We start from the raw sequence: 22,900 nt of genomic DNA on the forward strand, positions 1-22,900 counted from the left end.
TAAACGAGAGACCGACATGCTCGATTCCAAACTGTTACGTAGCAACCTTCAGGACGTAGCGGACCGCCTGGCATCCCGTGGCTTTGCCTTGGATGTTGCGCGCATCGAAGCGCTGGAAGAACAGCGCAAGACCGTCCAGACCCGCACCGAAGCACTGCAGGCTGAGCGTAATGCGCGTTCCAAATCCATCGGTCAGGCCAAGCAGCGCGGCGAAGACATCGCGCCGTTGATGGCGGACGTCGAGCGCATGGGCACCGAGCTGTCCGACGGCAAAGTCGAGCTGGAAGGCATTCAGAGCGAGCTGGACTCGATCCTGCTGGGCATTCCCAACCTGCCGCACGAGTCGGTACCGGTTGGCGAAGACGAAGACGGCAACGTCGAAGTGCGCCGCTGGGGCACGCCAAAAACGTTTGATTTCGAGATCAAGGATCACGTCGCCCTGGGCGAATTGACCGGTGGCCTGGATTTCGAAACCGCCGCCAAGATGTCCGGCGCGCGCTTTGCCTTGCTGCGCGGTCCGATTGCACGCATGCACCGTGCCCTGGCGCAGTTCATGATCAACCTGCACACCGGCGAACACGGCTACGAAGAAGCCTACACCCCGTACCTGGTGCAGGCTCCGGCCCTGATGGGCACCAGCCAGTTGCCAAAATTCGAAGAAGACCTGTTCAAGATCAGCCGTGATGGCGAAGCCGATCTGTACCTGATCCCGACGGCCGAAGTGTCGCTGACCAACATCGTGGCCGGCGAGATCCTCGACGCCAAGCAGCTGCCGATCAAGTTTGTTGCTCACAGCCCATGCTTCCGCAGTGAAGCCGGCGCGTCGGGGCGCGACACCCGCGGCATGATCCGCCAGCACCAGTTCGACAAGGTCGAGATGGTGCAAGTGGTTGAGCCATCGACCTCCATGGAAGCCCTGGAAGGCCTGACCGCCAACGCCGAGCGCGTCCTGCAACTGCTTGAGCTGCCTTACCGCGTGTTGGCGCTGTGCACCGGCGACATGGGCTTCAGCGCCGTGAAGACCTACGATCTCGAAGTGTGGGTGCCGAGCCAGGACAAATACCGCGAAATTTCGTCGTGCTCCAACTGCGGTGATTTCCAGGCCCGTCGCATGCAGGCACGTTTCCGTAACCCGGAAACCGGCAAGCCGGAACTGGTGCACACCCTCAACGGTTCGGGCCTGGCGGTAGGCCGCACACTGGTAGCCGTGCTGGAAAACTACCAGCAGGCTGACGGTTCGATCCGTGTGCCTGAGGTGCTCAAGCCTTACATGGCGGGCGTTGAGGTCATCGGCTAAATGGAATTTCTGCCGCTGTTTCATAACCTGCGCGGCAGTCGTGTGTTGGTCGTCGGTGGCGGGGAGATTGCGTTGCGCAAATCCCGGCTGCTGGCCGACGCCGGTGCGTTGCTGCGGGTGGTTGCTCCCCAGATCGAAGACCAGTTGCGTGAACTGGTACTGGGCAGTGGCGGGGAACTGATTTTACGCGGTTATCAGGAGCCCGACCTTGAGGGTTGCACCCTGATTATCGCCGCGACCGACGACGAGCCGCTGAACGCGCAAGTGTCCAGTGATGCCAAGCGTCGCTGCGTGCCGGTCAATGTGGTGGACGCGCCAGCCTTGTGCAGCGTGATCTTCCCGGCAATTGTCGACCGTTCGCCCCTGGTGATTGCCGTGTCCAGCGGCGGCGATGCGCCGGTGCTGGCGCGCTTGATCCGGGCCAAGCTGGAAACCTGGATTCCTTCCACTTACGGCCAGTTGGCCGGGTTGGCGGCGCGTTTTCGTGCCCAGGTCAAAGGCTTGTACCCGGACGTTCAGCAGCGTCGTGCGTTTTGGGAAGAGGTTTTCCAAGGCCCGATCGCCGACCGTCAGTTGGCCGGGCAGGGCGCTGAAGCTGAGCGCTTGTTGATCGAGAAGGTTAACGGCGCGCCACCGTACGCGCCAGGTGAAGTCTATTTGGTGGGCGCAGGCCCGGGTGATCCGGACCTGCTGACCTTCCGCGCGCTGCGCTTGATGCAGCAAGCCGACGTGGTGCTGTATGACCGTTTGGTTGCTCCGGCGATTCTTGAGCTGTGCCGCCGGGATGCCGAGCGTATTTACGTCGGCAAGCGTCGCGCCGACCATGCCGTGCCGCAAGACCAGATCAACCAGCAATTGGTGGATCTGGCCAAGCAAGGCAAGCGTGTGCTGCGTCTAAAAGGTGGCGATCCGTTCATCTTTGGCCGTGGTGGCGAAGAGATCGAGGAATTGGCGGCCCATGGCATTCCGTTCCAGGTAGTGCCGGGAATCACTGCCGCCAGTGGTTGCGCGGCCTATGCCGGGATTCCGCTGACGCACCGAGACTATGCCCAGTCGGTACGTTTTATCACCGGGCATTTGAAGAACGGGACGTCAGACCTGCCTTGGCGGGATCTGGTGGGGCCGTCGCAGACCTTGGTGTTCTACATGGGTTTGATTGGCTTGCCGATCATCTGCGAACAACTGATCAAGCACGGTCGCGCAGCGGATACACCGGCGGCGTTGATCCAGCAGGGCACCACGTCCAATCAGCGCGTGTTTACCGGCACCCTGGCGGACTTGCCGCGCATGGTGGCGGAGCATGAAGTGCATGCGCCGACCTTGGTCATCGTCGGTGAAGTGGTGGTGTTGCGCGAGAAGCTGAAGTGGTTTGAGGGCGCGCAGTCCCAGGTCTGAGCCTTAAAAGCATCGCGGGCAAGCCCGCTCCCACATTGGCCTGTGTGCACAGATCCAAATGTGGGAGGGGGCTTGCCCCCGATGAGGCCTCCAAACACAGCCAATGATTCGGATCAGCCCTGGACGCCTTTGCCACTTAGCCGCTTCCTGTCATGCCCGGCATCAAAGGTTTGTAACGGCCCCTTCGGCACAATCCCCGTCGGATTGATCGTCCGGTGGCTCGCATAGTAATGCCCCTTGATGTGCGAAAAATCCACCGTCTCGGCCACGCCTGGCCACTGATAAATCTCCCTCAGCCAATTCGACAAGTTCGGATAATCGGCAATCCGCCGCAGGTTGCATTTGAAGTGGCTGTAATACACCGCATCAAAACGAATCAGCGTGGTGAACAGCCGCACATCGGCTTCGGTCAGGTATTCACCGGCCAGGTAACGGTGCGCGTCCAAGTGCCGCTCCAGGTGATCCAGCTCGGCAAACACATCATCAAACGCGCTTTCATAGGCCTTTTGCGAGGTGGCGAAGCCTGCGCGGTATACGCCATTGTTCACGGCGGGGTAGATGCGTTCGTTCAGCGCGTCGATGCTCGGGCGTAGCGCCTCGGGGTAGAAGTCCAGCGTGTTGCCGGTCAGTTCGTTGAAGGCGCTGTTAAACATGCGGATGATCTCCGCGGATTCATTGCTCACGATGCGCTTGAGCTTTTTGTCCCACAGCACCGGTACGGTGACGCGGCCGGTGTAGTTGGCGGTGTCAGCGGTGTAGCGCTGGTGCATGAATTGGAAGTCGTCGAGTTTGTCGCCGCTGGAGCCATGGGCCTTGTCGAAGGTCCAGCCGTTTTCCAGCATCAGCCAACTGACGACGGAAACGTCGATCAAGCTTTCCAGGCCCTTGAGCTTGCGCAGGATCAAGGTGCGGTGGGCCCACGGGCAGGCGAGGGAAACATACAGATGATAGCGACCGGCCTGCGCCTGGAAGCCGCCCTCGCCACTGGGGCCAGGCTCGCCGTCGGCTGTCACCCAGTTACGCCGTTGCGCCTGCTCGCGCTGGAAAGCGCCGTCTGCACTACTTTCGTACCACTGGTCTTTCCAATGTCCTTCGATCAGCAAACCCATGACTGGCTCCTTGGCTAATAAGCGTTGGAGCCCAGTCTAAAGGGATGAGTTCGAACTAAAAGCGCAAAGACTGCGGGCAAATGATCGATTAAATCGATTTGTCCCGCGCGTCCCAGTATTGCTGGGCCAGTTCGAAGGCTTGCACCCGTGGGTGGCCGAGGCCGCGCAAGGCCAGGGCCATGGTGGCGATCAGGGCCAGTTGCGGATAGCTGTCCTCGACATCGCCGCGCCACAGCGCTTTCAACTGCTCGGGTTCCAGGGTCGCGGGTTTGACGTGGCGCTGAGCGGAGAGGGCGGGCCACTCTTCGTCCCAGCTTTCGCCGCCGGTGGTGCCGTACAGGTGGCTCAGGGTGTCGGGGTTGATCTCGACCTCGCCGCCGTCACCCTTGACCACAATCACGTTGTCGCCGAGCAGGCCGCTGGCGTCACGGTGCACGCCCTGGTAACCGGGGTGGAAAATACTTTGCAGGCCGCAGCGTGCATTCAGCGGGTTGAGCAGGCGCGCCAGGGAATGGATCGGCGAGCGCAGGCCCAGGGTGTTACGCAGATCAATCATGCGTTGCAGTTGCGGCGCCCAGTCACCCAGCGGGATAAACGCCAGGTTGCCGTGTTCGAACGCGCTTTCAACCTGCTGCCAATTACGGCACAACGGGATGTGCAGGCCTTCCAGCAATTGCTCGGTGTACAACCGGCCAGCGGTGTGAGCGCCGCCGCCGTGCATCAGGATGCGCACGCCGTTCTGCGCCAGGCATTTGGCCGCCAGCAAATACCACGGCAGGTGGCGTTTTTTTCCGGCGTAGGTGGGCCAATCGATATCCACGTTCAACGCTGGCGCATTCAGGCGTTCGCGTACCGCTTCGGTGAATCCGGCGAGTTCTTCCGGGCTTTCTTCCTTGTGCCGCAGCAACATCAGGAAGGCGCCGAGCTGGGTGTCTTCGACTTTGTCGTCGAGCAGCATGCCCATGGCCTCGCGGGCTTCTTCGCGGGTGAGGTTGCGCGCGCCGCGCTTGCCTTTGCCCAGGATGCGCACGAACTGCGCAAACGGGTGTTCGGCAGGGGTTTCAAGGGTCAGCGGGGCAAAGTCGGTCATAAGCAATTCGTCGGCCTGGGCAGGCCCGCCAGCTTGGCGGCAAGTTTGGCGGGAGTGCCGTTGAACAGTTTGTTGAGATGCAGGCTGTTGCCCTTTTCCGGGCCCAGCTTCAAGGCGGTGTACTTGATCAGCGGGCGCGTGGCGGGGGACAACTGGAATTCGGCGTAGAAGCCACGCAGCAGTTCGAGGATTTCCCAATGGTCCGCGGTCAACTCCAGGGGTTCGGCGGCGGCAAGGGCGTTGGCCACGTCGGTGGACCATTGATTCAGGTCGACGAGATAGCCGTCCTTGTCCAGTTCGAGGGTGCGCGAACCTACGGTCAGGGTGTTCATAGCCAGGTGTTGACCTTGTCGTAGTCGATCGACAACTGCACGAAACCTGGATAGTCCACGCTGTCGGCCCAGTCTGGCAGGGGCAGGTTGCGCGCCTGCATGTCTTCGGCCAGCACAAAGACCCTCACACCCTTGGTCTGCAGGGCCGGATTGTGCAGCCCGTAGGCGCCATCGCCGCACAGCAGGATCGCGTCCTCGGGGCCGCAAACGCGCAGGCAACTGGCGAGGCGGCTATCGGTAAACGGGGAGTGGGACACCACATGTAAAGTCGACATCAGAGGGTAATCACCTGGTCGTAACGGTCAATCAGTTGGGAAATCTGTTCGCTGCCCAGCGCTTGAGCACTGGCGGGGGGCGCGAGCCCGCGCTCGGCCAGGCTGTGGCTGCAGGCGAACACGTCATCGATACCGAACAGGCCCAACGCCTGCAAGTTGGCGCCGAGGTCTTTTTGCTGCACGGCCTTGGCGTCCTGGTGTGGCGCCAGCTGAAACACCCCGTCATCCATAAACAGCAGGCCGATCGGCAGATCAAATGCACCGCCGGCCAGCACGATATCCAGGGCTTCGCGCGCGCTCGGCCCCGACCAGGGTGCCTGGCGGCTGATCACCAATAAGGATTTGGACATGTCATGGCCCTCCAAAGCAGATCAGGCGGTCAGCGGCCTGGGCGGCGTCATGCAGCTGCCCAAGGCCCGACAGCGCCCATGGCGCGTCGAGGTTCACTGCGCTGCGTTGATAGCGCGTGGCTTCTTCCTTATTCAACACGCCACGGCGCAAGGCAGCGGCGATGCACACCACGCCGTCGAGCTGGTGCGCGCTGACGAACTCGAGCCATTGCCGGGCGATATCTTGCTCATCCTGGGGCGCAACGATGTTAGTGGAGGCGCTGTACACCCCGTCCTGATAAAAAAACAGCCGCACAATTTCGTGCCCGCCGGCAAGCGCTGCCTGTGCGAACAGCAAGGCGCGGCGCGAGGAGGGCGCATGGGCGGCGGAAAACAAAGCAATCGCAAACTTCATGGAACACTCTGCAGGCAAACGTAAGCCAATCATAAAGCCGCCGCCGCGAAAAAGCCCGCCGTGATCAAAACGGTCACTCGCGGTGATTGTTCTGACGATTGCCGCCAGGCTCAAGGCTGCCTACGCTGTGGGCATTCGAAACCCCAAATGGAGTCTCCATGTCAGGTCCCTTGGCATCGCTCAAAGTGCTGGATTTTTCCACCTTGCTGCCGGGCCCGTTCGCGTCCTTGATGCTGGCGGACATGGGCGCTGAGGTATTGCGCATCGAATCGCCCACGCGCATGGACCTGTTGCGGGTCTTGCCACCCCATGACCACGGCACCTCGGCGAGCCATGCCTACCTCAATCGCAATAAGCGCAGTCTGGCGCTGGATCTCAAGCAGGTCGAGGCGCTGGAGATCGTGCGCGAACTGGTCAAAGACTACGACATCGTCCTTGAGCAATTCCGGCCTGGGGTGATGGAGCGTCTGGGCCTGGGTTATGAGGCGTTGAAGGCGATCAACCCCAAGCTGATTTATGTGTCCATCACCGGCTATGGCCAGACCGGCCCTTACAAAGACCGTGCCGGGCACGATATCAACTACCTGGCGCTGGCCGGCGTCGCCAGTTACACCGGTCGCCAAGACAGCGGGCCGCTGCCGCTGGGTGTGCAATTGGCGGATGTGGGCGGTGGTTCGCTGCATGCGGTGGTCGGTTTGCTCGCAGCGGTGATTGCCCGGCAACAGAGCGGTGTCGGCCAATACCTGGATGTGAGCATGACCGATTGCTCGTTCAGCTTGAACGCGATGGCCGGCGCTGGGTATCTGGCCTGTGGCGTGGAGCCGGGTTGGGAGACGCATGTGCTGAACGGCGGCAGTTTCTACGATTATTACCGGTCCCGCGATGGGCGCTGGATGTCGGTCGGCAGCCTGGAGCCCGCGTTTATGCAGGCATTGTGCGCGGCATTGGGGCGCCCCGAGTTGGCGGCACAAGGCCTGTCTCCCCAGCCGGAACAGCAAAAAGCACTGAAGCGGGCATTGCAGGTCGAGTTTGAGAAACGCAGCTTTGACGAGCTGTGCGAGCTGTTTGCCGGGGTGGATGCGTGTGTGGAGCCGGTACTGACGTTGAGCGAGGCCTTGGAGCATCCGCAGTTGAAGGCGCGGCAATTGGTCAGCCAGGTGCCATGCGGTGATGGCTCGACCCAGGCGCAAATCGCCTGTCCGTTGAAGTTTTCCGAGGGGTTGCCGCAGCCTCGGCATATTGGGGCGGCTGTGGGGGCGCACAGTGATGAAGTGCTCGCCGAGTTAGGCTTCAGTGCTCAGAGGATAGACGCCTTGCGGCGGGCCAAGGTGGTTGGGTAGTGCCTGCACGGATGCTATCGCAGGCAAGCCAGCTCCCACATTTGATAGGCGGCGCGGTCAAAGTGTGGGCGCTGGCTTGCCTGCGACGGGGCCATCACTGACACCCCCAGTCACTCCACCCGCGTTTCCCCGGTGTACACCAAGGTATGCCGGCACCGCCGGCATAAATAACGCCTCCCCTGATTCACCAACCCATGCCGCTGGGCCGAGAACGGGAAGTCGCTGTCGGCACACGGGCAGCGGTAGATATAGCGGGTCACTTCTCGACGCTTGATTGCATAGGTGTGGCAGCGATCCGGCGGCAGCTCGTAAACCCCGCGCATGATCAATTGCCATTCCTCGCCATGGGGCTGGATGCGCTCGCCAAACAATTGATGGGCAATCAGGTGCGCCACTTCATGGGCCACGGTCTGTTTAAGGAAGTGCTGGCTGTTTTCGCGGTACAACTGTGGGTTGAAGCGCAGCAGGTTCTCGTGCAAATGCGCGACACCGGCTTTCTGGCCCCGCAGCTTGAGGCTGACCTGGGGGCGTTTGAAGCTTCGTTTGAAAAAGGATTCGGCTTGCAGGAAACAATCTTCGACGCGGGTATTGAGTTGCTCGGGCATGCTGTACATATCTCCAGAGACGTCCAGTATGCCGCAAAAGCAGGTGTTTCCGAATCTGTCAGGCGCCGAATGGTCATGCATAACGCACAAAGCCACCTTGCGGTGGCCTTGCCCAGGTTTTTATCAGCCTAATTGGTATAGATCGGGCCCACGCCCAAGCCCCAGACGATCACGGTAAACGCCATGATCGCCACCAGCACCACCAGGCCCACGGCCAGCACCGAGCTGGAAAACAGGAAGCCCTCGTCCGGGTCGATGCTCATAAAGGTCGGCAGCCCGACATACAGCAGGTACACCGTGTAGCAAATCGCCGCCGTACCCACGACCATTCCCAGCCACATGTGCGGGTAAAGCGCCGCCAGCCCTCCGATAAACAGCGGTGTCGCAGTGTACGTGGCAAACGCTACACACCGCGCCATGCTGGGGCTGGCGTCGTAGGTACGGGCCATCCAGTGAATGAACGCGCCCATCACCGCCACGCCGCCGAGCATGGCCGCATACGACATGATGGTCATCCACAGCGCGCTTTCCTGAGTCAGCATGACCGGGGACCGGCTGCCAATCACCCAGCCGACGCGGGTGGTGCCGATAAAGGCGGAAACGGCGGGGATCGCCGCGAGAATCAAGGTATGAGTGAGGTACATGTGGCCGATACTTTCTTCCTTATCGCCACGAATTTCCCGCCATTCCTGGTCGGGATGGGTAAACAGCCCCACGACGTGATGGATCATGCCAGTCACTCCTGTCGTTGTTACCATCGCCCCCCATCGGAGCGCCCACGGGCCAAATGGCCTCAAAGGTCCTGGATAGTTGTGCGACCTCAAGTCGCAGTATAGGAAGTCATGACCGGAAAAACTGTAGGGCTTTAGAGTAAATTGCGCTGTAAACACTAGCCCTAATCGCGGCGAGGTCTGTCAAACCCCCTCGATCAGAAATGGATCTTGGGCGTCCTTACCGCTAAAATACCGCGCTTTTCGTCACACACCTCTCGCGGATCCAAGCGCCATGGGCACTCTTACGGTCAACCAGAACAAACTGCAAAAACGCCTGCGTCGCCTGGCCGGTGAAGCGGTCGCCGATTTCAACATGATCGAGGAGGGCGACAAGGTCATGGTCTGCCTCTCCGGCGGCAAAGACAGCTACACCCTGCTTGACGTGCTGCTGCACCTGCAGAAGGTCGCACCGATCAAGTTCGAGATCGTCGCCGTCAACATGGACCAGAAACAACCGGGCTTCCCCGAACACGTATTGCCGGCCTACTTGAAAGCGCTGGGCGTCGAGTACCACATCGTCGAGAAAGACACCTATTCGGTGGTCAAGGAACTGATCCCGGAAGGCAAAACCACCTGTTCGCTGTGCTCGCGCCTGCGCCGTGGCACGCTCTACACCTTTGCCGATGAAATCGGCGCGACCAAGATGGCCCTCGGTCATCACCGCGATGACATCGTCGAGACATTCTTCCTCAATATGTTCTTCAACGGCTCCCTCAAGGCCATGCCGCCCAAGCTGCTCGCCGATGATGGGCGCAACGTGGTGATCCGCCCGCTGGCGTATTGCAACGAGAAGGACATCCAGGCTTACTCCGACTTCAAGCAATTCCCGATCATCCCGTGCAACCTGTGTGGCTCCCAGGAAAACCTGCAGCGCCAGGTGGTCAAGGAAATGCTCGTGGACTGGGAGCGCAAGACTCCCGGGCGCACCGAAAGCATCTTCCGCAGCCTGCAGAATGTGCAGCCGTCGCAATTGGCCGACCGCAACCTGTTCGACTTCACCAGCCTGAAAATTGATGAGACCGCCGCTTCGCGCTTCGTCAATGTTGTGAACCTCTGACACGTTTCAACGCTCTGAAAGACGGCGCTTGCGGGCGCCGTTTTCAATTCAATTGCCAGGAGAGGGCATGCGCGATTACAAGTGGCTGCACGAATATTGTCTGAACCGCTTCGGTTCGGCGGCCGAGTTGGAAGCCCATCTGCCTGTACCCAAGACCCCGGCGCAATTGCGCAAGATCAGTGATGACCGTTACCTGTCGACCCTCGCGTTGCGGGTGTTTCGCGCCGGGCTCAAGCACAGTGTGGTGGACGGTAAATGGCCGGCGTTCGAGCAAGTGTTCTTCGGTTTCGACCCGGAAAAAGTCGTGCTGATGGGCGCTGAGCACCTGGAGCGCTTGATGCAGGACACCCGCATCATCCGTCACCTGGGCAAGCTCAAAAGTGTGCCGCGCAATGCGCAGATGATTCTGGATATCGAGCAGGAAAAGGGCAGTTTCGGCGCGTTTATCGCCGACTGGCCGGTGACCGATATCGTCGGTTTATGGAAGTACCTGAGCAAGCACGGCCATCAATTGGGCGGGCTGTCGGCGCCGCGCTTCCTGCGCATGGTAGGCAAGGACACATTTGTGCCAAGCGATGACGTGGTGGCGGCCTTGAACGCGCAGAAGATCGTCGACAAGGCGCCGACCAGCCTGCGTGATCTGGCGACGGTGCAGGGCGCGTTCAACCAATGGCATGCCGAGAGTGGTCGGCCGATGTGCCAGTTGTCGATGATGCTGGCTTACACCGTTAATCATTGAGACCGACGTGCGGCTATCGCAGGCAAGCCAGCTCCCACAGGAAAATGCATTCCAAATGTGGGAGCTGGCTTGCCTGCGATGACTGACTGTCAGGCACCCTGGGCTAGCGCCAACCGCCGATTCAGTTGATGCCGCCAGCGCACATACAACAGCGCCGTACAAAACACCGCCAGGCTCGCCAGCATCTCCAGCACCCCGAACCACTGCCGATTCGGGTCATACGCCGCCAGCGCGCCCTTGATGAAATACAGGTTCACCACAAAGCACATCCACGAATGCCCGCGCGCGCTGCCGAGCAGCATCCCCGGCGCCAATAACACCAATGGCACCAACTCGATCATCAGGATTACCCATGGGCGTGCGCCGTGCAGGTCGGCGACGAACAGGTAATACCCGCACAGCAAACCCACCAGGCCAAAAAACGCCAGCAGGCTCAGCGCCCGTGCGACCTTGACCCGTGGTTCCAGCCAGGCCTGGGGCGGGAGGACCTTAGGCTTTCTGGCCACGGCCGTTCTCCAGCAGCATCGCGGTGTTGGCCAGGCGCAAGCCCAGGGCGCGGCACAGGGTGGTTTCGTGTTGATCGAGCATGCGCTTGCCGTCGGGCCCGGCGTGATGGCTGGCGCCATATGGCGTGCCGCCGCCCTGGGTATCGAGCAGCGCCTGTTCGCTGTAAGGCAGGCCGGTGATCAGCATGCCGTGGTGCAACAGCGGCAACAGCATCGACATCAGCGTGGTTTCCTGGCCACCGTGCAGGCTGGCGGTGGAAGTGAACACACCCGCAGGCTTGCCGACGAGCGCGCCGGTGAGCCACAGGTTGCTGGTGCCATCAAGGAAGTATTTGAGCGGTGCGGCCATGTTGCCGAAGCGCGTCGGGCTGCCGAGGGCCAGGGCCGAGCAGTTTTTCAAATCATCGAGGCTTGCATACAGCGCGCCTTCGTCCGGGATACTCGGCGCCACGGCTTCGCATTCGGCGGAGATCGCCGGCACGGTGCGTAATCGCGCTTCCAGGCCACCTTGCTCGATGCCCCGGGCAATCTGACGGGCCATTTCGCTCACCGAGCCATTGCGGCTGTAATACAACACCAGCACATACGGCGCAGTCACGGCAGGATCTCCAGCACGTTTTCCGGCGGACGGCCAATGACGGCTTTATCGCGGGTTTCCAGAATCGGGCGTTCCATCAGCTTCGGGTGCTCGGCGATGGCTGCGATCAACTGGGTTTCGCTGAGGCTGGCGTCGGCCAGGTTGAGGGTTTTGTATTCCTCTTCGCCGGTGCGCAGCAATTGGCGCGCGCTGATCCCCAGCTTACCGAGCAAGGCCTTTAATTGCGCAGCGTTCAGCGGGGTTTCAAGGTAGCGAACCACGCTCGGATTCAGGCCGCGAGCTTCCAGCAGTTCGAGCGCTCCGCGGGATTTCGAGCAGCGCGGGTTGTGATAAAGCGTCAGATCGGTCATGTGCGGGTCGCATCTTGCGTAAGGTGGCGGGTATTCTACCTGCGCTGCGGCCCGTCCTTAAACCGTAAGAGGCGATAGGTCGCAGCCAACGTTCATTTTTGCGAAGGATTACCCCATGACTAGGCGACTGATCGGTGCATTGGCGATCATCACAACCCTGCTGCTCAGCGGCTGCGGTAACGATTACGGCGTTGACCAATACGGCAAGAAAGTGGCGGCCGAACGCCTGGACAAGCAGTGGGTGGTGGTCAATTACTGGGCCGAATGGTGTGGCCCGTGTCGCACGGAAATCCCGGAACTCAATGCCTTGGCCGAGCAATTGAAAGGGCAGAACGTGGGCGTGTTCGGGGTCAATTTCGACAACGTACAGGGTGAAGAACTCAAGGCCGCCAGCGAGAAGCTGGGGATCAAGTTCACCGTCCTGGCGCAGAACCCGGAGGAGATTTTTGATATTCCGCGCAGTGAGGCGTTGCCAGTGACCTACATCATTGATGACAAGGGCAAGGTGCGTGAGCAGTTGATGGGTGAGCAGACGGCGCAAGGGGTGCTGGCCAAACTTAAAGCCTTACGCGGCTAAAGCAACAACAGAAAACCAATGTGGGAGGGGGCTTGCTCCCGATGGCAGTCTGTCAGCGACTTATTAGTTGACTGACCCACTGCTATCGGGAGCAAGCCCCCTCCCACATTTAGACCTCACCCGTATCTGGATGGGGGCTATCAGCCTTCTTCAAGCCACAGGCGAATGGGCTTGCCTTCGACAGGCCAGAAGCGCGTCTGCTCGATCGGCGAGATGTCCCAGCGCTCAACGCCTTGCAGGGCCTGGAAGAAGCGGTGTTCCTGCTCCATCAAGGCCTCGGCGCACAGTTTGCGGGTGCTGCCGATCTTGCCGAAGCTGAGCTTGTCGCCCTCGACGGTGTACGGCGCAAACCAGTGGTTGCAGCCGCCATTGCCATAGGCGCGGCCATCGGCACCGAGGGTGACGGTCAGGTTCGCGTAGTCCATCAGCGGGCGCTCACCAATCCATTCCACTACGTAGCTGTGATCCTGCTCAAGCTTCACTGCATCCCCGGCGCAGCCCGTCAGGCCAACCCCGATGGCGGCGAGCACAAGCGCGCCTTTCATTGCGCGGCCTGCTGGCATTTCGGGCAGCGGTGCTTGTCGCCTTCGCTGGCCCAGCCCAACTCCTTGATGCGCGCGTTGGCGGCCGGTTGCAGCGGCTCTTTGGTCAGCTTGGTTTCCACCGCGAATTCAAACTCCAGCACGCTGTCGCAGCTGTCGCAATTGACCTTCCAGGTGTGAATCTCCAGCTCGCCGAATTTCGGCCCCTGGGCCATGGCGACCCATTGGCCCGCCGGGCGGATGGAATAGCGCGCGTCACCTTCGACGTTCAGGCGCATCGACAGGGTTTTACTGCCGCGCAGGGTGACAATCAGAATGTCGCCATGCTTGATCGAACCACCGTTGCCAGTGACTTGGTACCGGCCCGGCACCAGGGCGCGGCATTCGATCAGGGTGTGTTGCGGGCTCAGCAAGCTGAAGCGGAAATCGTGTTCGGCCATGGATCCTCCAAATAGGCGCGGCATCCTATCACGGGTGCCGGCCTATCATGAGCCTGGTATGTGACCGCTGATCAACCTTCGACGAGGTTCTGCGGCTGGCCATTGGCCCAGGCGGCAATGTTGGCCAACGTGGTGCCGGCGATTGCCGCCAGGGCCTCACGGGTAAGAAATGCCTGGTGTGCGGTGATGATCACGTTGGGAAAGGTCAGCAGGCGCGCGAGCACATCGTCTTGCAGTGGCAGGTCGGAGCGGTCCTCAAAAAACAGTTGGGCCTCTTCTTCGTACACGTCCAGCCCCAGGTAGCCGAGTTGGCCGTTCTTGAGTGCTTCGATCAGCGCCGGCGTGTCTACCAAACCACCGCGACCGGTATTGATCAGCATCGCGCCAGGTTGCATCTGCGCCAAGGAGCGGACGTTGATCAGGTGTTTGCTGTCGGCGGTCAGCGGGCAGTGCAGGCTGATGATCTGCGCTTGGGCCAGCAATTCAGGCAGGCTTACGTAATGGGCGCCGAGGGCCTGTACCTGCGGGTTGGGGAAGGGGTCGTAGGCGAGTAATTGGCAGCCGAACCCGGCCATGATCCTGGCGAACGTGGCGCCGATCTGCCCGGTGCCAACCACGCCGACGGTCTTGCCTACCAGGTCGAAGCCGGTGAGCCCATGCAAGCTGAAATCACCGTCGCGGGTGCGGTTGTAGGCGCGATGCAGGCGGCGGTTCAGCGCGAGGATCAGGGCTACGGCGTGCTCGGCCACCGCGTGAGGCGAGTAGGCAGGGACGCGCACGATGCTCAGGCCCAGGCGCTTGGCGGCGGGCAAGTCGACATGGTTGTAACCGGCGGAGCGCAGGGCAATCAGGCGCGTACCGCCTGCGGCCAACTGCTCCAGCACCGGGGCGCTGAGGTCGTCGTTGATAAAGGCGCAGACCACTTCGTGGTGTTCGGCCAGGGCCATGGTGTCGAGGTTGAGCCGGGCAGGTTGAAATTGCAGTTCAAGGCCTGTTGGCAGTGGCTCGCCGAGAAAACTGTCGCGGTCGTAGGTCTGGCTGCTGAAAAGTATCACGCGCATTAAAAAGCTCCCTGCACTCGCTGAAAAAATACATAACCCCACAGAGAAGTCTCAAGCGCTGACGCGTGCCTCGCTGGCCAGCCGTGCAATGGCCATGTCCAGTTCGTCCAGCGCGGTAATGGCTTTGGCGTCGTCTTGCTTGAGCAGGGTTTCCGCGCGTTGGCAGGCGGCGCGCAATTGCGGCACGCCGCAGTAGCGGGTGGCGCCATGCAAGCGGTGGACGCGCTCGATCAGGGCATTGTTGTCTTTGGCTTCGCGGGCAGCGGTAATGGCCAGGCGATCAGCTTCCAGGGAGGCCAGCAACATGGCGAGCATATCGGCCGCGAGGTCAGCTTTGTTGGCCGCCAAGCGTAGGCCTTCGTCATGATCCAGTACCAGCAGTTGTACGCCTGGGCCAAAGCTGTCAGTCGTACGTTCCGGCCCTTGATTGCGCAGCGCCAGTCCGGTCCATTTCAACACCACTTGGGCCAGTTGCCGTTCGCTGATGGGTTTGGTCAGGTAGTCGTCCATGCCGCTTTGCAGCAGGGCGCGTTTTTCGTTAGCCATCGCGTGGGCGGTGAGGGCGACCACCGGCAAAGGTGTGCCGTGGCGCTCGCTTTCCCATTGGCGGATTGCCTCGGTGCTTTGGCGGCCATCCATGCCGGGCATTTGCACGTCCATCAGCACCAGGTCGAAGGTTTCCTGCTTCACGGCGTCGATGGCGGCGTAACCACTTTCCACGGCCTGGACCTTGGCCCCCATGTCTTCGAGCAGGGTTTGCACCAGCAGCAGGTTTGCCGGGTTGTCGTCCACGCAAAGCACACGGGGTGCGCGGCTGGACAATGGCTCGCCGGGCTCATTGCGCAACGGGCGCGGGCTGATCAGGTCGGCAAGGGCGCGGCGCAGCTTGCGTGTACAGGCCGGCTTGGCCTGCAACTGGCTGTTGGGGTTGGGCACCGACTGGTTGAACAGCATCTGTTCGGTGGTCGGGCACAGCACCAGCACCTTGCAACCGAGGTGTTCAAGGTCCCATAGATGCTGGTTGAGGCGTTCTGGCGGAATGTCATTGGCGGTGACGCCGAGCACGGCCAGGTCAATCGCCTGTTCGGTCTGATGGGCGCTGGTGATGCCGTTGGTCAGGCTTTCCAGGGTATTGAACGGCGTGACTTCCAGGCCGCAGTCTTCCAGTTGATGTTGCAGGGCCTGGCGCGCCAACTCGTGGTTTTCCAGCACCGCCACACGGCGGCCGAGCAACGGCGGGGAGGGCAGGTCTTCGGCGTCGTCGCGGGTCTTGGGCAGGTTGAGGCTGATCCAGAACTCCGAGCCTTCGCCCGGCGTGCTGTCGACACCGATTTCACCACCCATCTGCTCGATCAGTCGCTTGGAGATCACCAGGCCCAGGCCGGTGCCGCCCGGTTGACGCGACAGCGAGTTGTCGGCCTGGCTGAAGGCTTGGAACAGCGCGCGTACATCCTGGTTGGACAGGCCGATGCCAGTGTCTTGCACGCTGATGCGCAGTTGGACGCTGTCTTCCTGTTCGTCCTCGACCATCGCCCTGGCGACGATGGTGCCCTCGCGGGTGAACTTGATCGCATTACTGATCAGGTTGGTGAGGATCTGCTTGAGGCGCAGCGGGTCGCCCACCAGCGCCAGCGGGGTATCGCGGTACACCAGGCTGACCAGTTCCAGCTGTTTGGCATGGGCGGCGGGGGCGAGGATGGTCAACGTGTCTTGCAGCAAGTCGCGCAGGTTGAACGGCACGCTGTCGAGCACCAGCTTGCCCGCTTCAATTTTCGAGAAGTCGAGGATTTCGTTGATGATGCCCAACAAATTGTCGGCAGATTTCTCGATGGTGCCCAGGTAATCCAACTGACGCGGCGACAGCTCGCTTTTCTGCAGCAGGTGGGTAAAGCCGAGGATGCCGTTGAGTGGCGTGCGGATTTCATGGCTCATATTGGCCAGGAACTCCGACTTGATACGGCTGGCTTCCAGGGCCTCCTTGCGTGCCAGGTCCAGCTCGATGTTCTGGATCTCGATGGTTTCCAGGTTCTGGCGCACGTCTTCGGTGGCCTGGTCGATGCTGTGTTGCAGTTCTTCCTGGGCATTTTGCAGGGTTTCGGCCATGCGGTTGATGCCCGAGGCCAACTGGTCCAATTCCTGGCTGCCCAAGGGCGGCAAGCGGGTTTCCAGGTTGCCGTCCTTGAGTTGGGCCACGGCTTGCTTGATCTGGCCGATCGGTGAGTTGATCGTGCGGCTGATCCGCAGGGCCAGGGCGGCGGTGCAAATCAGGCCGATGGCGATCAGCAGCAGGCTGGCAAACAGGCTGCGATAGCCGCGCAGCAACATGCCATTGTGCGACAACTCCACTTCGACCCAGCCGAGCAGGCGGTCGGCTTCGTCGGGGATCAACTCGCCGGCGAGGTTGCGATGGCGGCCGAATACCGGCTGCAGGTAGCGCGTGGCGTCATTGCCGGTGCGCTGCAGCAGGTGGGAACTGTTGCCGACGGGCGGCTGGTTAAGCATGGTCGGGCCGGCGTGGGCCAGGGGCGAACGGTCCGGCGCAAGGAACGACACCGCGCGTACGTCCGGTTGCTCCAGGGACTGGGTGGCGATGCGCTCCAGCAGGTCGGTGTTCTTGGCGCTCAACGCCGGGGCCACCAGCGGTGCCAATTGCTCAGCGATCATTTCGCCGCGTTGCAGTAATTGGGACTGCAATTCCGACAGCTGCATCCAGGTGAAATAGCCCCCCAACAACAGGGCCATCAGGCTGGTCGGTAATAAGGTCAGCAACAGTACGCGGCCTTTTATTCCCATTTTTGTAAGCACGCCACTCTCCTGTTGCCACATTGTTTTCAATTATCCACGCGGGCATCCGGCCCACGCGACTTGCGCAGTGTAGCCATTTGCGCGGTTCGGAATCTCGCAAATTAATGACAGAGCGCAATCTTCGGGCCGTTGGGCACTGGCTGGCGATTGCCTGCGACAGTTTAATCTTGAATAATCAGTGATTGAGAATGACTTGCAGACGCTAATGAATCCCGCAGTGGTTGGCCTACCCAGTATCCTGACAATCGAAGATGACCCTGTGCTGGGCGCCTATGTCCATGAACACCTGGGCCGCTGCGGTTTCCAGGTCACCTTGTGCCGTAACGGCGAACGGGGCCTGCAAATGGCGCGTGACCAGGTGTTCGACGTGGTGTTGATGGATATCCTGCTGCCCGGCATGGACGGCTTGTCGATCCTCACGCATCTGCGCCAGAGCCATACAACCCCCGTGATCCTCATGTCGGCGCTGGGCGCCGAAGCGGATCGCGTCAGCGGCTTTCGTCTCGGTGCGGACGACTACCTGCCCAAGCCGTTCAGCATGATCGAATTGCGGGTACGCATTGAGGCCCTCCTGCGTCGCGTGGCCCTGGACCGTCGCCCGTCGCCCACGCTTTTACCGGCGCGCGACGATATTTTCCCCCTGCGCTTTGACGATGAACGGAATGACGTCTGCTACCAGACACTCTGGGCAGGGCTGACCCGCAGTGAATTTCGCCTGCTGGAAACCCTGCACCGCAATGCCGATGAAGTGCTCAGCAAAGCGTTCCTTTATCAGCATGTGTTGCAGCGCGGTTATGCGCCCCACGACCGTAGCCTGGACATGCATATCAGCCAGATTCGCCGCAAGCTCAAGGCAATCGGCTACAACGAGCGCGAAGTGCGCACGGTGTGGGGCAAGGGCTATGTGCTGAGCGTTCATGATGAAGGGCTTTGAGCAACTGCCCGGCAGGCACTCGTTATTCTGGAAGCTCGCGTGCCTGCTGATCGCCTTCTGTCTGCTGATGATTTGGCTCAGTTGGTCCTGGGGCCGGTACATGGAACAGCGCAGTGCCTATGTGGCCGAGGAGTCGCGCGAAATTCTGCGGGGGTATGCGGCGGGGGCGGAACTGGCATGGAGTACACAGGGCAGCGCAGGCGTGGACGCCTGGTTGCAGCTGATGGCCAAGCGCGAATCCACGTGGATGGGGGTGATCGGCCACGACTTGCAGTCGCTGAGCAGTACACCCTTGAGTGACAAAGAGAGCCAGCGCCTGACCTTTCTGCGCGGGCTGGAGTGGCCGGTCAGTCGGCATGTCAAAGGCCTGCCGTGGGTGAAAATCCCATTCCCTGTGGACGCTGGGGTTGGCTCGCTGGTGATTGAGTTACCCCAGCGCTTTATGCCGGGGCGTTACCAATTATTCTGGCGCGTGGTGACCAATGGCGTGATTCCCGGCCTGTTTACCTTGCTGCTGTGCGTGGGCCTCTATCGGCTGCTGATCATGCCCCTCAACCAATTACGCGAGCAGGCCAATGCGTGGCGTGCCGATCAATTGAATACGCGTCTGTCCAGCGAGGCCACTAGCCGCCAGGATGAATTGGGTGAATTGGGCCGTGCCTTTGACCACATGTCCGAGCGTTTGCAGGGCACCGTGCTGTTGCAGCAACAACTGCTGCGGGACATGTCCCATGAACTGCGCACCCCTTTAAGTCGTTTGCGGGTGGCCTGTGACAGTGAGCAGGATCTGGCGCAGTTGCGTGAGCGATTGAGCCGGGAAATCGACGCCATGCAATGCCTGGTAGAAGACAGTCTGCAACTGGCGTGGCTGGATAGCGAAACAGCGCCGCTGCCCAACGAAGATATCCAGCTTCAGGCCTTGTGGGACATGCTGCGGGAAAACGCCTGTTATGAAAGTCACTGGCCGGCGTCGCGTTTGCCCTGCCTGTTGCCAGCGGATTGCTGGGTGCGTGGCAACCTGAATGCGCTGGCCCAGGCCCTGGAAAACATCCTGCGCAATGCCATCAGGCATTCTCCCGCCCACGGGGTGGTGACGCTGGACGGGTGTCGCGAAGATGATGAATGGCATATCTGGCTGGAAGATCAGGGCGGCGGCATTGCTGAGCAGGACTTGGAACGTATTTTTGCGCCGTTTACCCGATTGGAGGGCTCACGGCCCGGTGATGGCGGTTTCGGCCTTGGCTTGAGCATCGCCCGCAACGCCTTACGGCGCCAGGGCGGGTGTTTGTGGGCGGAAAATACCGAGCAAGGCTTGCGCGTGCATCTGCGACTGCGGGCAGGTTAGCTTTCAGCGCGACGCTGCTTGCGCTTCTTCCACTGGTGCGCGACCCACCAACGCCAGTACCCCATCGTCAGGCAGTACGCCAGCGCGGCCAGCACCAGGCCGCACACCACGGAACCCAACAGGAACGGTTGCCACAGGGTGCTCAGCTGACTGCTGATCCATTCCCAGGTCAAGTCATCGGGCAAGCTGCGTGGCGGCGTGTTCATCAGCCACGCGCCGGTCAGGTACGTACAGAAGAACACCACCGGCATGGTGATCGGGTTGGTCAGCCACACCAGGCTGACAGCAATCGGCATATTGCCGCGCACGGCGATCGCCAGGATCGCCGCCAATAACATCTGCAGCGGAATCGGGATAAACGCCGCGAACAGGCCCACCGCCATGGCGCGCGCGACGGAGTGCCGGTTCAGGTGCCAGAGGTTGGGGTCATGCAGCAACGTGCCGAGAAATCGTAAGGACTTGTGTTCCCGGATACTCGTGGGGTCGGGCATGTACCGTTTGAATAAGCGCCGGGGCATAAGGGGTCCAGGTCAGTGCGAGGGGCAAGTATGCCCGCATTCTATAAACAGAAAATTCAGACTTTGTGACAAAACATCATAGGCCATGCTGGGCGCCCGACTAAGACTGAGTGGATCACTTGAAAAGGATGATTCATGAGAACAGGCATGTTCGCACTCGGGCTTGGATTACTTGCGCTGCGATTTCTACCGGCACTGCCGCCGACTGCATGGCTGCTGGCCATGTTGGTGCTTGCGTTGATGCTGTTGCCGTTTCGCACCTACCCGTTGGCGTTCTTCCTGCTGGGCTTGAGTTGGGCCTGCATCAGCGCGCAATGGGCGTTGAATGATCGCCTCAAGCCTGCGCTGGACGGGCAGACGCGCTGGGTAGAGGGCCGTGTGATTGGGTTGCCACAGCAAACGAGCACCGGCGTACGCTTCGAATTGGCCGACGGCCGGTCGCGTAACGCTCGGTTGCCCAAGCGCATCCGAGTGTCCTGGCAGGGTGGCCCGCCGGTAAACAGCGGCGAGCGCTGGCGGCTGGCGCTCACGTTGAAGCGGCCTTCGGGGCTGCTTAATTTTCATGGCTTTGACTATGAGGCCTGGTTGCTGGCCCAGCGTATTGGTGCCACCGGCTCGGTGAAAGATGGCCAGCGCCTGGCGCCGGCTCGCAATGCCTGGCGCGACAGCGTCCGGCAGCGCTTGAAAACAGTCGATGCTCAAGGTCGCGAGGCGGGCTTGGCGGCGTTGGTACTGGGCGATGGCTCGGGGCTGGCGACCGAGGATTGGCGGGTGTTGCAAGACACCGGAACCGTGCATCTGCTGGTGATTTCCGGTCAGCACATCGGCTTGCTGGCGGGTTTGATCTACGGCCTGGTGGCCGGTCTGGCACGCTACGGTTGCTGGCCCCGAGCCTTGCCGTGGCTGCCGTGGGCGTGCGGCCTGGGGTTTGCCGCCGCGCTCGGTTATGGCCTGCTGGCGGGGTTCGGTGTACCGGTGCAGCGGGCCTGCGTGATGGTCGGGCTGGTATTGCTGTGGCGTCTGCGTTTTCGGCATTTAGGCGTCTGGTGGCCGTTATTGCTCGCCCTCGATGGCGTGCTGGTGCTCGAGCCGTTGGCCAGTTTGCAGCCGGGGTTCTGGTTGTCGTTTGCAGCCGTGGCGGTGCTGGTTCTTGCGTTCAGCGGGCGCTTGGGCCCGTGGCGCATCTGGCAGGCCTGGACTCGCCCCCAATGGTTGATAGCCATCGGTTTGTTTCCGGTATTGCTGGTGCTGGGTTTGCCCATCAGCCTCAATGCGCCGGTTGCCAATCTCTTTGCCGTGCCGTGGATCAGCCTGGTGGTGTTGCCATTGGCACTGCTGGGGACCTTGCTTCTGGCGCTGCCGTTAGTGGGAGAGGGCTTATTGTGGTTGGCCGGTGGAGCGCTTGATGGCCTTTTCAGGGGTTTGACGCTTTTAGCGGGGCTGCGCTCGGCCTGGGTGCCTGCCGAGGTGCCTGTGGGGTATTGGTTATTAAGCGCTGTGGGCGCGGTGTTATTGCTCTTGCCCAAAGGCGTACCGTTTCGGCTGCTGGGCTGGCCGTTGCTGATGCTGGCAATCTTTCCGCCCCGGGCGCTGGTGCCACATGGGCAGGTGGAGGTGCTGCAACTGGATGTCGGCCAGGGGCAAGCGGTGATCCTGCGCACGCGCAATCACGCAATGCTCTACGACGCAGGGCCGCGCTCGGGGGCGGCGGATCTCGGTGCGCGGGTGGTCTTGCCTTCGCTGCAAAAGCTCGGGGTAGGGGCGCTGGACCTGATGGTGATCAGCCACGCCCACGCAGACCATGCCGGCGGTGCAACCGCTGTCGCCCGTGCGCTTGCGGTCGGGCGGGTCGTCGGCGGAGAGTCCGCAGGGCTGCCGGCATTTCTCGATACGCAGCCTTGCATCAGTGGTGAGCAATGGGAGTGGGATGGCGTGTCGTTTGAACTGTGGCAATGGCCTGGCGCCACGAGCAGCAATCCGAAATCCTGCGTATTGCGTGTACACGCCCAGGGCGAAGGCCTGTTGCTGACGGGGGATATCGATCAAGCGGCTGAAAAGGCCTTCCTCACTTCGCCATTGGCGGTGCAGACGGATTGGCTGCAAGCGCCGCACCATGGCAGTCGCAGCTCCTCATCCTGGCGGTTTCTGCAACGGCTTGCGCCCAGGTCAGTGCTGATTTCACGCGGGCGTGGCAACGCATTTGGTCATCCCCACCCACAGGTAATGGAGCGTTATCAAGCGTTGGGCAGCCGAGTCTACGACAGCGCGGAACAAGGAGCCGTACGTCTGCAACTGGGTACCTTCCAACCACCGGATGTTGCTCGTAGTCAACGCCGATTCTGGCGCGAGGCATTACCGTAATCCAGGCTTACCAAATACCGCGGGCCGCGAAAGGCGGGCCTTTGGCTGGCGAACCACGCTGGTGAACCTATATGGTAAAGTGGCGCACTTTTTCGAGGGGACATTCA

Annotated in this window: 25 protein-coding genes; 9 read left to right on the top strand and 16 right to left on the bottom strand. The window is 61.2% G+C overall.

The features are described 5' to 3' along the window. Positions 1 to 16 precede the first annotated feature (16 nt). Positions 17 to 1,297, top strand: a complete 1,281-nt coding sequence (gene serS, locus ACI77D_RS20930; protein WP_064452887.1) for a serine--tRNA ligase — start codon at positions 17 to 19, stop codon at positions 1,295 to 1,297. After that, positions 1,298 to 2,692: a siroheme synthase CysG gene (cysG, locus tag ACI77D_RS20935; RefSeq protein WP_064452886.1), complete on the top strand. Its 1,395-nt coding sequence runs from the start codon at positions 1,298 to 1,300 to the stop codon at positions 2,690 to 2,692. 113 nt (positions 2,693 to 2,805) lie between these two features. Here the strand turns inward: cysG and ACI77D_RS20940 are convergent, their stop codons facing one another. The 6 genes from ACI77D_RS20940 to tusD all read right to left on the bottom strand — a co-directional run bounded on the left by ACI77D_RS20940 (position 2,806) and on the right by tusD (position 6,242). Beyond that, positions 2,806 to 3,801 (bottom strand): glutathione S-transferase family protein, encoded by a 996-nt coding sequence (locus ACI77D_RS20940; protein WP_407017394.1) that lies wholly within the window; start codon positions 3,799 to 3,801, stop codon positions 2,806 to 2,808. A gap of 88 nt (positions 3,802 to 3,889) precedes the next feature. Then, the gene (locus tag ACI77D_RS20945) at positions 3,890 to 4,891 is read right to left on the bottom strand and encodes a glycosyl transferase family protein (RefSeq protein WP_407017395.1); all 1,002 of its coding nucleotides are present in this window, start codon (positions 4,889 to 4,891) and stop codon (positions 3,890 to 3,892) included. Continuing rightward, complete coding sequence (locus tag ACI77D_RS20950; protein WP_262665149.1) at positions 4,888 to 5,223, bottom strand: TusE/DsrC/DsvC family sulfur relay protein; 336 nt, start codon at positions 5,221 to 5,223, stop codon at positions 4,888 to 4,890. Before ACI77D_RS20950 ends, ACI77D_RS20945 begins: the two co-directional genes overlap by 4 nt. Beyond that, positions 5,220 to 5,498 (bottom strand): sulfurtransferase complex subunit TusB, encoded by a 279-nt coding sequence (gene tusB, locus ACI77D_RS20955; protein WP_407017396.1) that lies wholly within the window; start codon positions 5,496 to 5,498, stop codon positions 5,220 to 5,222. The genes ACI77D_RS20950 and tusB overlap by 4 nt, the downstream gene beginning before the upstream one ends. Further along, positions 5,498 to 5,848 carry a sulfurtransferase complex subunit TusC gene (gene tusC, locus ACI77D_RS20960; RefSeq protein ID WP_064452881.1) on the bottom strand — a complete coding sequence of 117 codons (351 nt, stop codon included), beginning with the start codon at positions 5,846 to 5,848 and terminating at the stop codon, positions 5,498 to 5,500. Before tusC ends, tusB begins: the two co-directional genes overlap by 1 nt. Before the next feature lies 1 nt (position 5,849). Further along, positions 5,850 to 6,242: a sulfurtransferase complex subunit TusD gene (gene tusD, locus ACI77D_RS20965; RefSeq protein WP_407017397.1), complete on the bottom strand. Its 393-nt coding sequence runs from the start codon at positions 6,240 to 6,242 to the stop codon at positions 5,850 to 5,852. A gap of 158 nt (positions 6,243 to 6,400) precedes the next feature. Between tusD and ACI77D_RS20970 the strand changes: the two genes are divergently transcribed. Further along, complete coding sequence (locus ACI77D_RS20970) at positions 6,401 to 7,582, top strand: CaiB/BaiF CoA transferase family protein (protein WP_407017398.1); 1,182 nt, start codon at positions 6,401 to 6,403, stop codon at positions 7,580 to 7,582. A 110-nt stretch (positions 7,583 to 7,692) separates the two neighbouring features. Here the strand turns inward: ACI77D_RS20970 and ACI77D_RS20975 are convergent, their stop codons facing one another. Together ACI77D_RS20975 and ACI77D_RS20980 are read right to left on the bottom strand one after the other, a co-directional pair. After that, a complete protein-coding gene (locus tag ACI77D_RS20975; RefSeq protein WP_221295067.1) occupies positions 7,693 to 8,187 on the bottom strand; it encodes a SprT family zinc-dependent metalloprotease in 495 nt (164 codons plus the stop codon). Between the two features lie 128 nt (positions 8,188 to 8,315). After that, positions 8,316 to 8,918: a Yip1 family protein gene (locus ACI77D_RS20980; RefSeq protein ID WP_064452879.1), complete on the bottom strand. Its 603-nt coding sequence runs from the start codon at positions 8,916 to 8,918 to the stop codon at positions 8,316 to 8,318. 274 nt (positions 8,919 to 9,192) lie between these two features. Here ACI77D_RS20980 and ttcA point away from each other — a divergent pair, with 274 nt between their 5' ends. Together ttcA and ACI77D_RS20990 are read left to right on the top strand one after the other, a co-directional pair. Further along, positions 9,193 to 10,017 carry a tRNA 2-thiocytidine(32) synthetase TtcA gene (gene ttcA, locus ACI77D_RS20985; RefSeq protein WP_407017399.1) on the top strand — a complete coding sequence of 275 codons (825 nt, stop codon included), beginning with the start codon at positions 9,193 to 9,195 and terminating at the stop codon, positions 10,015 to 10,017. Positions 10,018 to 10,084: 67 nt separating this feature from the next. Continuing rightward, complete coding sequence (locus tag ACI77D_RS20990; RefSeq protein ID WP_064452877.1) at positions 10,085 to 10,756, top strand: DNA-3-methyladenine glycosylase I; 672 nt, start codon at positions 10,085 to 10,087, stop codon at positions 10,754 to 10,756. Positions 10,757 to 10,845: 89 nt separating this feature from the next. Here the strand turns inward: ACI77D_RS20990 and ACI77D_RS20995 are convergent, their stop codons facing one another. Genes ACI77D_RS20995 through arsC form a run of 3 tightly spaced genes read right to left on the bottom strand, consistent with a single transcriptional unit; the run spans position 10,846 to position 12,210 of the window. Beyond that, positions 10,846 to 11,262 (bottom strand): DUF2069 domain-containing protein, encoded by a 417-nt coding sequence (locus ACI77D_RS20995; protein ID WP_407017400.1) that lies wholly within the window; start codon positions 11,260 to 11,262, stop codon positions 10,846 to 10,848. Continuing rightward, positions 11,246 to 11,860 (bottom strand): NAD(P)H:quinone oxidoreductase, encoded by a 615-nt coding sequence (wrbA, locus tag ACI77D_RS21000; RefSeq protein ID WP_064452875.1) that lies wholly within the window; start codon positions 11,858 to 11,860, stop codon positions 11,246 to 11,248. Before wrbA ends, ACI77D_RS20995 begins: the two co-directional genes overlap by 17 nt. After that, complete coding sequence (gene arsC, locus ACI77D_RS21005; protein WP_064452874.1) at positions 11,857 to 12,210, bottom strand: arsenate reductase (glutaredoxin); 354 nt, start codon at positions 12,208 to 12,210, stop codon at positions 11,857 to 11,859. The genes wrbA and arsC overlap by 4 nt, the downstream gene beginning before the upstream one ends. 115 nt (positions 12,211 to 12,325) lie before the next feature. On the opposite strand from arsC, the gene ACI77D_RS21010 reads away from it, so the two are divergent. Beyond that, positions 12,326 to 12,787 (top strand): TlpA disulfide reductase family protein, encoded by a 462-nt coding sequence (locus ACI77D_RS21010; protein ID WP_053256807.1) that lies wholly within the window; start codon positions 12,326 to 12,328, stop codon positions 12,785 to 12,787. Between the two features lie 140 nt (positions 12,788 to 12,927). Here ACI77D_RS21010 and ACI77D_RS21015 read toward each other — a convergent pair whose 3' ends face one another. From ACI77D_RS21015 to ACI77D_RS21030, 4 genes are all read right to left on the bottom strand, one after another. Further along, a complete protein-coding gene (locus ACI77D_RS21015; protein ID WP_064452873.1) occupies positions 12,928 to 13,332 on the bottom strand; it encodes an META domain-containing protein in 405 nt (134 codons plus the stop codon). After that, positions 13,329 to 13,769 (bottom strand): hypothetical protein, encoded by a 441-nt coding sequence (locus tag ACI77D_RS21020; RefSeq protein WP_064452872.1) that lies wholly within the window; start codon positions 13,767 to 13,769, stop codon positions 13,329 to 13,331. The genes ACI77D_RS21015 and ACI77D_RS21020 overlap by 4 nt, the downstream gene beginning before the upstream one ends. Positions 13,770 to 13,840: 71 nt before the next feature. Beyond that, positions 13,841 to 14,830 carry a 2-hydroxyacid dehydrogenase gene (locus tag ACI77D_RS21025; protein WP_407017401.1) on the bottom strand — a complete coding sequence of 330 codons (990 nt, stop codon included), beginning with the start codon at positions 14,828 to 14,830 and terminating at the stop codon, positions 13,841 to 13,843. A 51-nt stretch (positions 14,831 to 14,881) separates the two neighbouring features. Further along, positions 14,882 to 17,635, bottom strand: coding sequence for a response regulator (locus tag ACI77D_RS21030; RefSeq protein ID WP_064454958.1), 2,754 nt, complete (start codon positions 17,633 to 17,635; stop codon positions 14,882 to 14,884). Positions 17,636 to 17,840: 205 nt separating this feature from the next. Between ACI77D_RS21030 and ACI77D_RS21035 the strand changes: the two genes are divergently transcribed. Continuing rightward, complete coding sequence (locus ACI77D_RS21035) at positions 17,841 to 18,569, top strand: response regulator transcription factor (protein ID WP_407017422.1); 729 nt, start codon at positions 17,841 to 17,843, stop codon at positions 18,567 to 18,569. Continuing rightward, on the top strand, positions 18,556 to 19,914 hold the full coding sequence (locus ACI77D_RS21040; protein ID WP_407017423.1) for a histidine kinase sensor domain-containing protein: 1,359 nt from the start codon (positions 18,556 to 18,558) through the stop codon (positions 19,912 to 19,914). The genes ACI77D_RS21035 and ACI77D_RS21040 overlap by 14 nt, the downstream gene beginning before the upstream one ends. Here the strand turns inward: ACI77D_RS21040 and ACI77D_RS21045 are convergent. Next, the gene (locus ACI77D_RS21045) at positions 19,911 to 20,432 is read right to left on the bottom strand and encodes a DUF2062 domain-containing protein (protein ID WP_053256801.1); all 522 of its coding nucleotides are present in this window, start codon (positions 20,430 to 20,432) and stop codon (positions 19,911 to 19,913) included. The two genes, ACI77D_RS21040 and ACI77D_RS21045, sit on opposite strands and share 4 nt — an antisense overlap. A gap of 135 nt (positions 20,433 to 20,567) precedes the next feature. Between ACI77D_RS21045 and ACI77D_RS21050 the strand changes: the two genes are divergently transcribed. Next, positions 20,568 to 22,793 carry a DNA internalization-related competence protein ComEC/Rec2 gene (locus ACI77D_RS21050; protein ID WP_407017402.1) on the top strand — a complete coding sequence of 742 codons (2,226 nt, stop codon included), beginning with the start codon at positions 20,568 to 20,570 and terminating at the stop codon, positions 22,791 to 22,793. The last annotated feature ends 107 nt before the right edge of the window (positions 22,794 to 22,900 follow it).

Origin of the sequence: Pseudomonas sp. O39 (assembly GCF_045447295.1) — a bacterium.
Lineage (GTDB): Bacteria > Pseudomonadota > Gammaproteobacteria > Pseudomonadales > Pseudomonadaceae > Aquipseudomonas > Aquipseudomonas antarctica_A.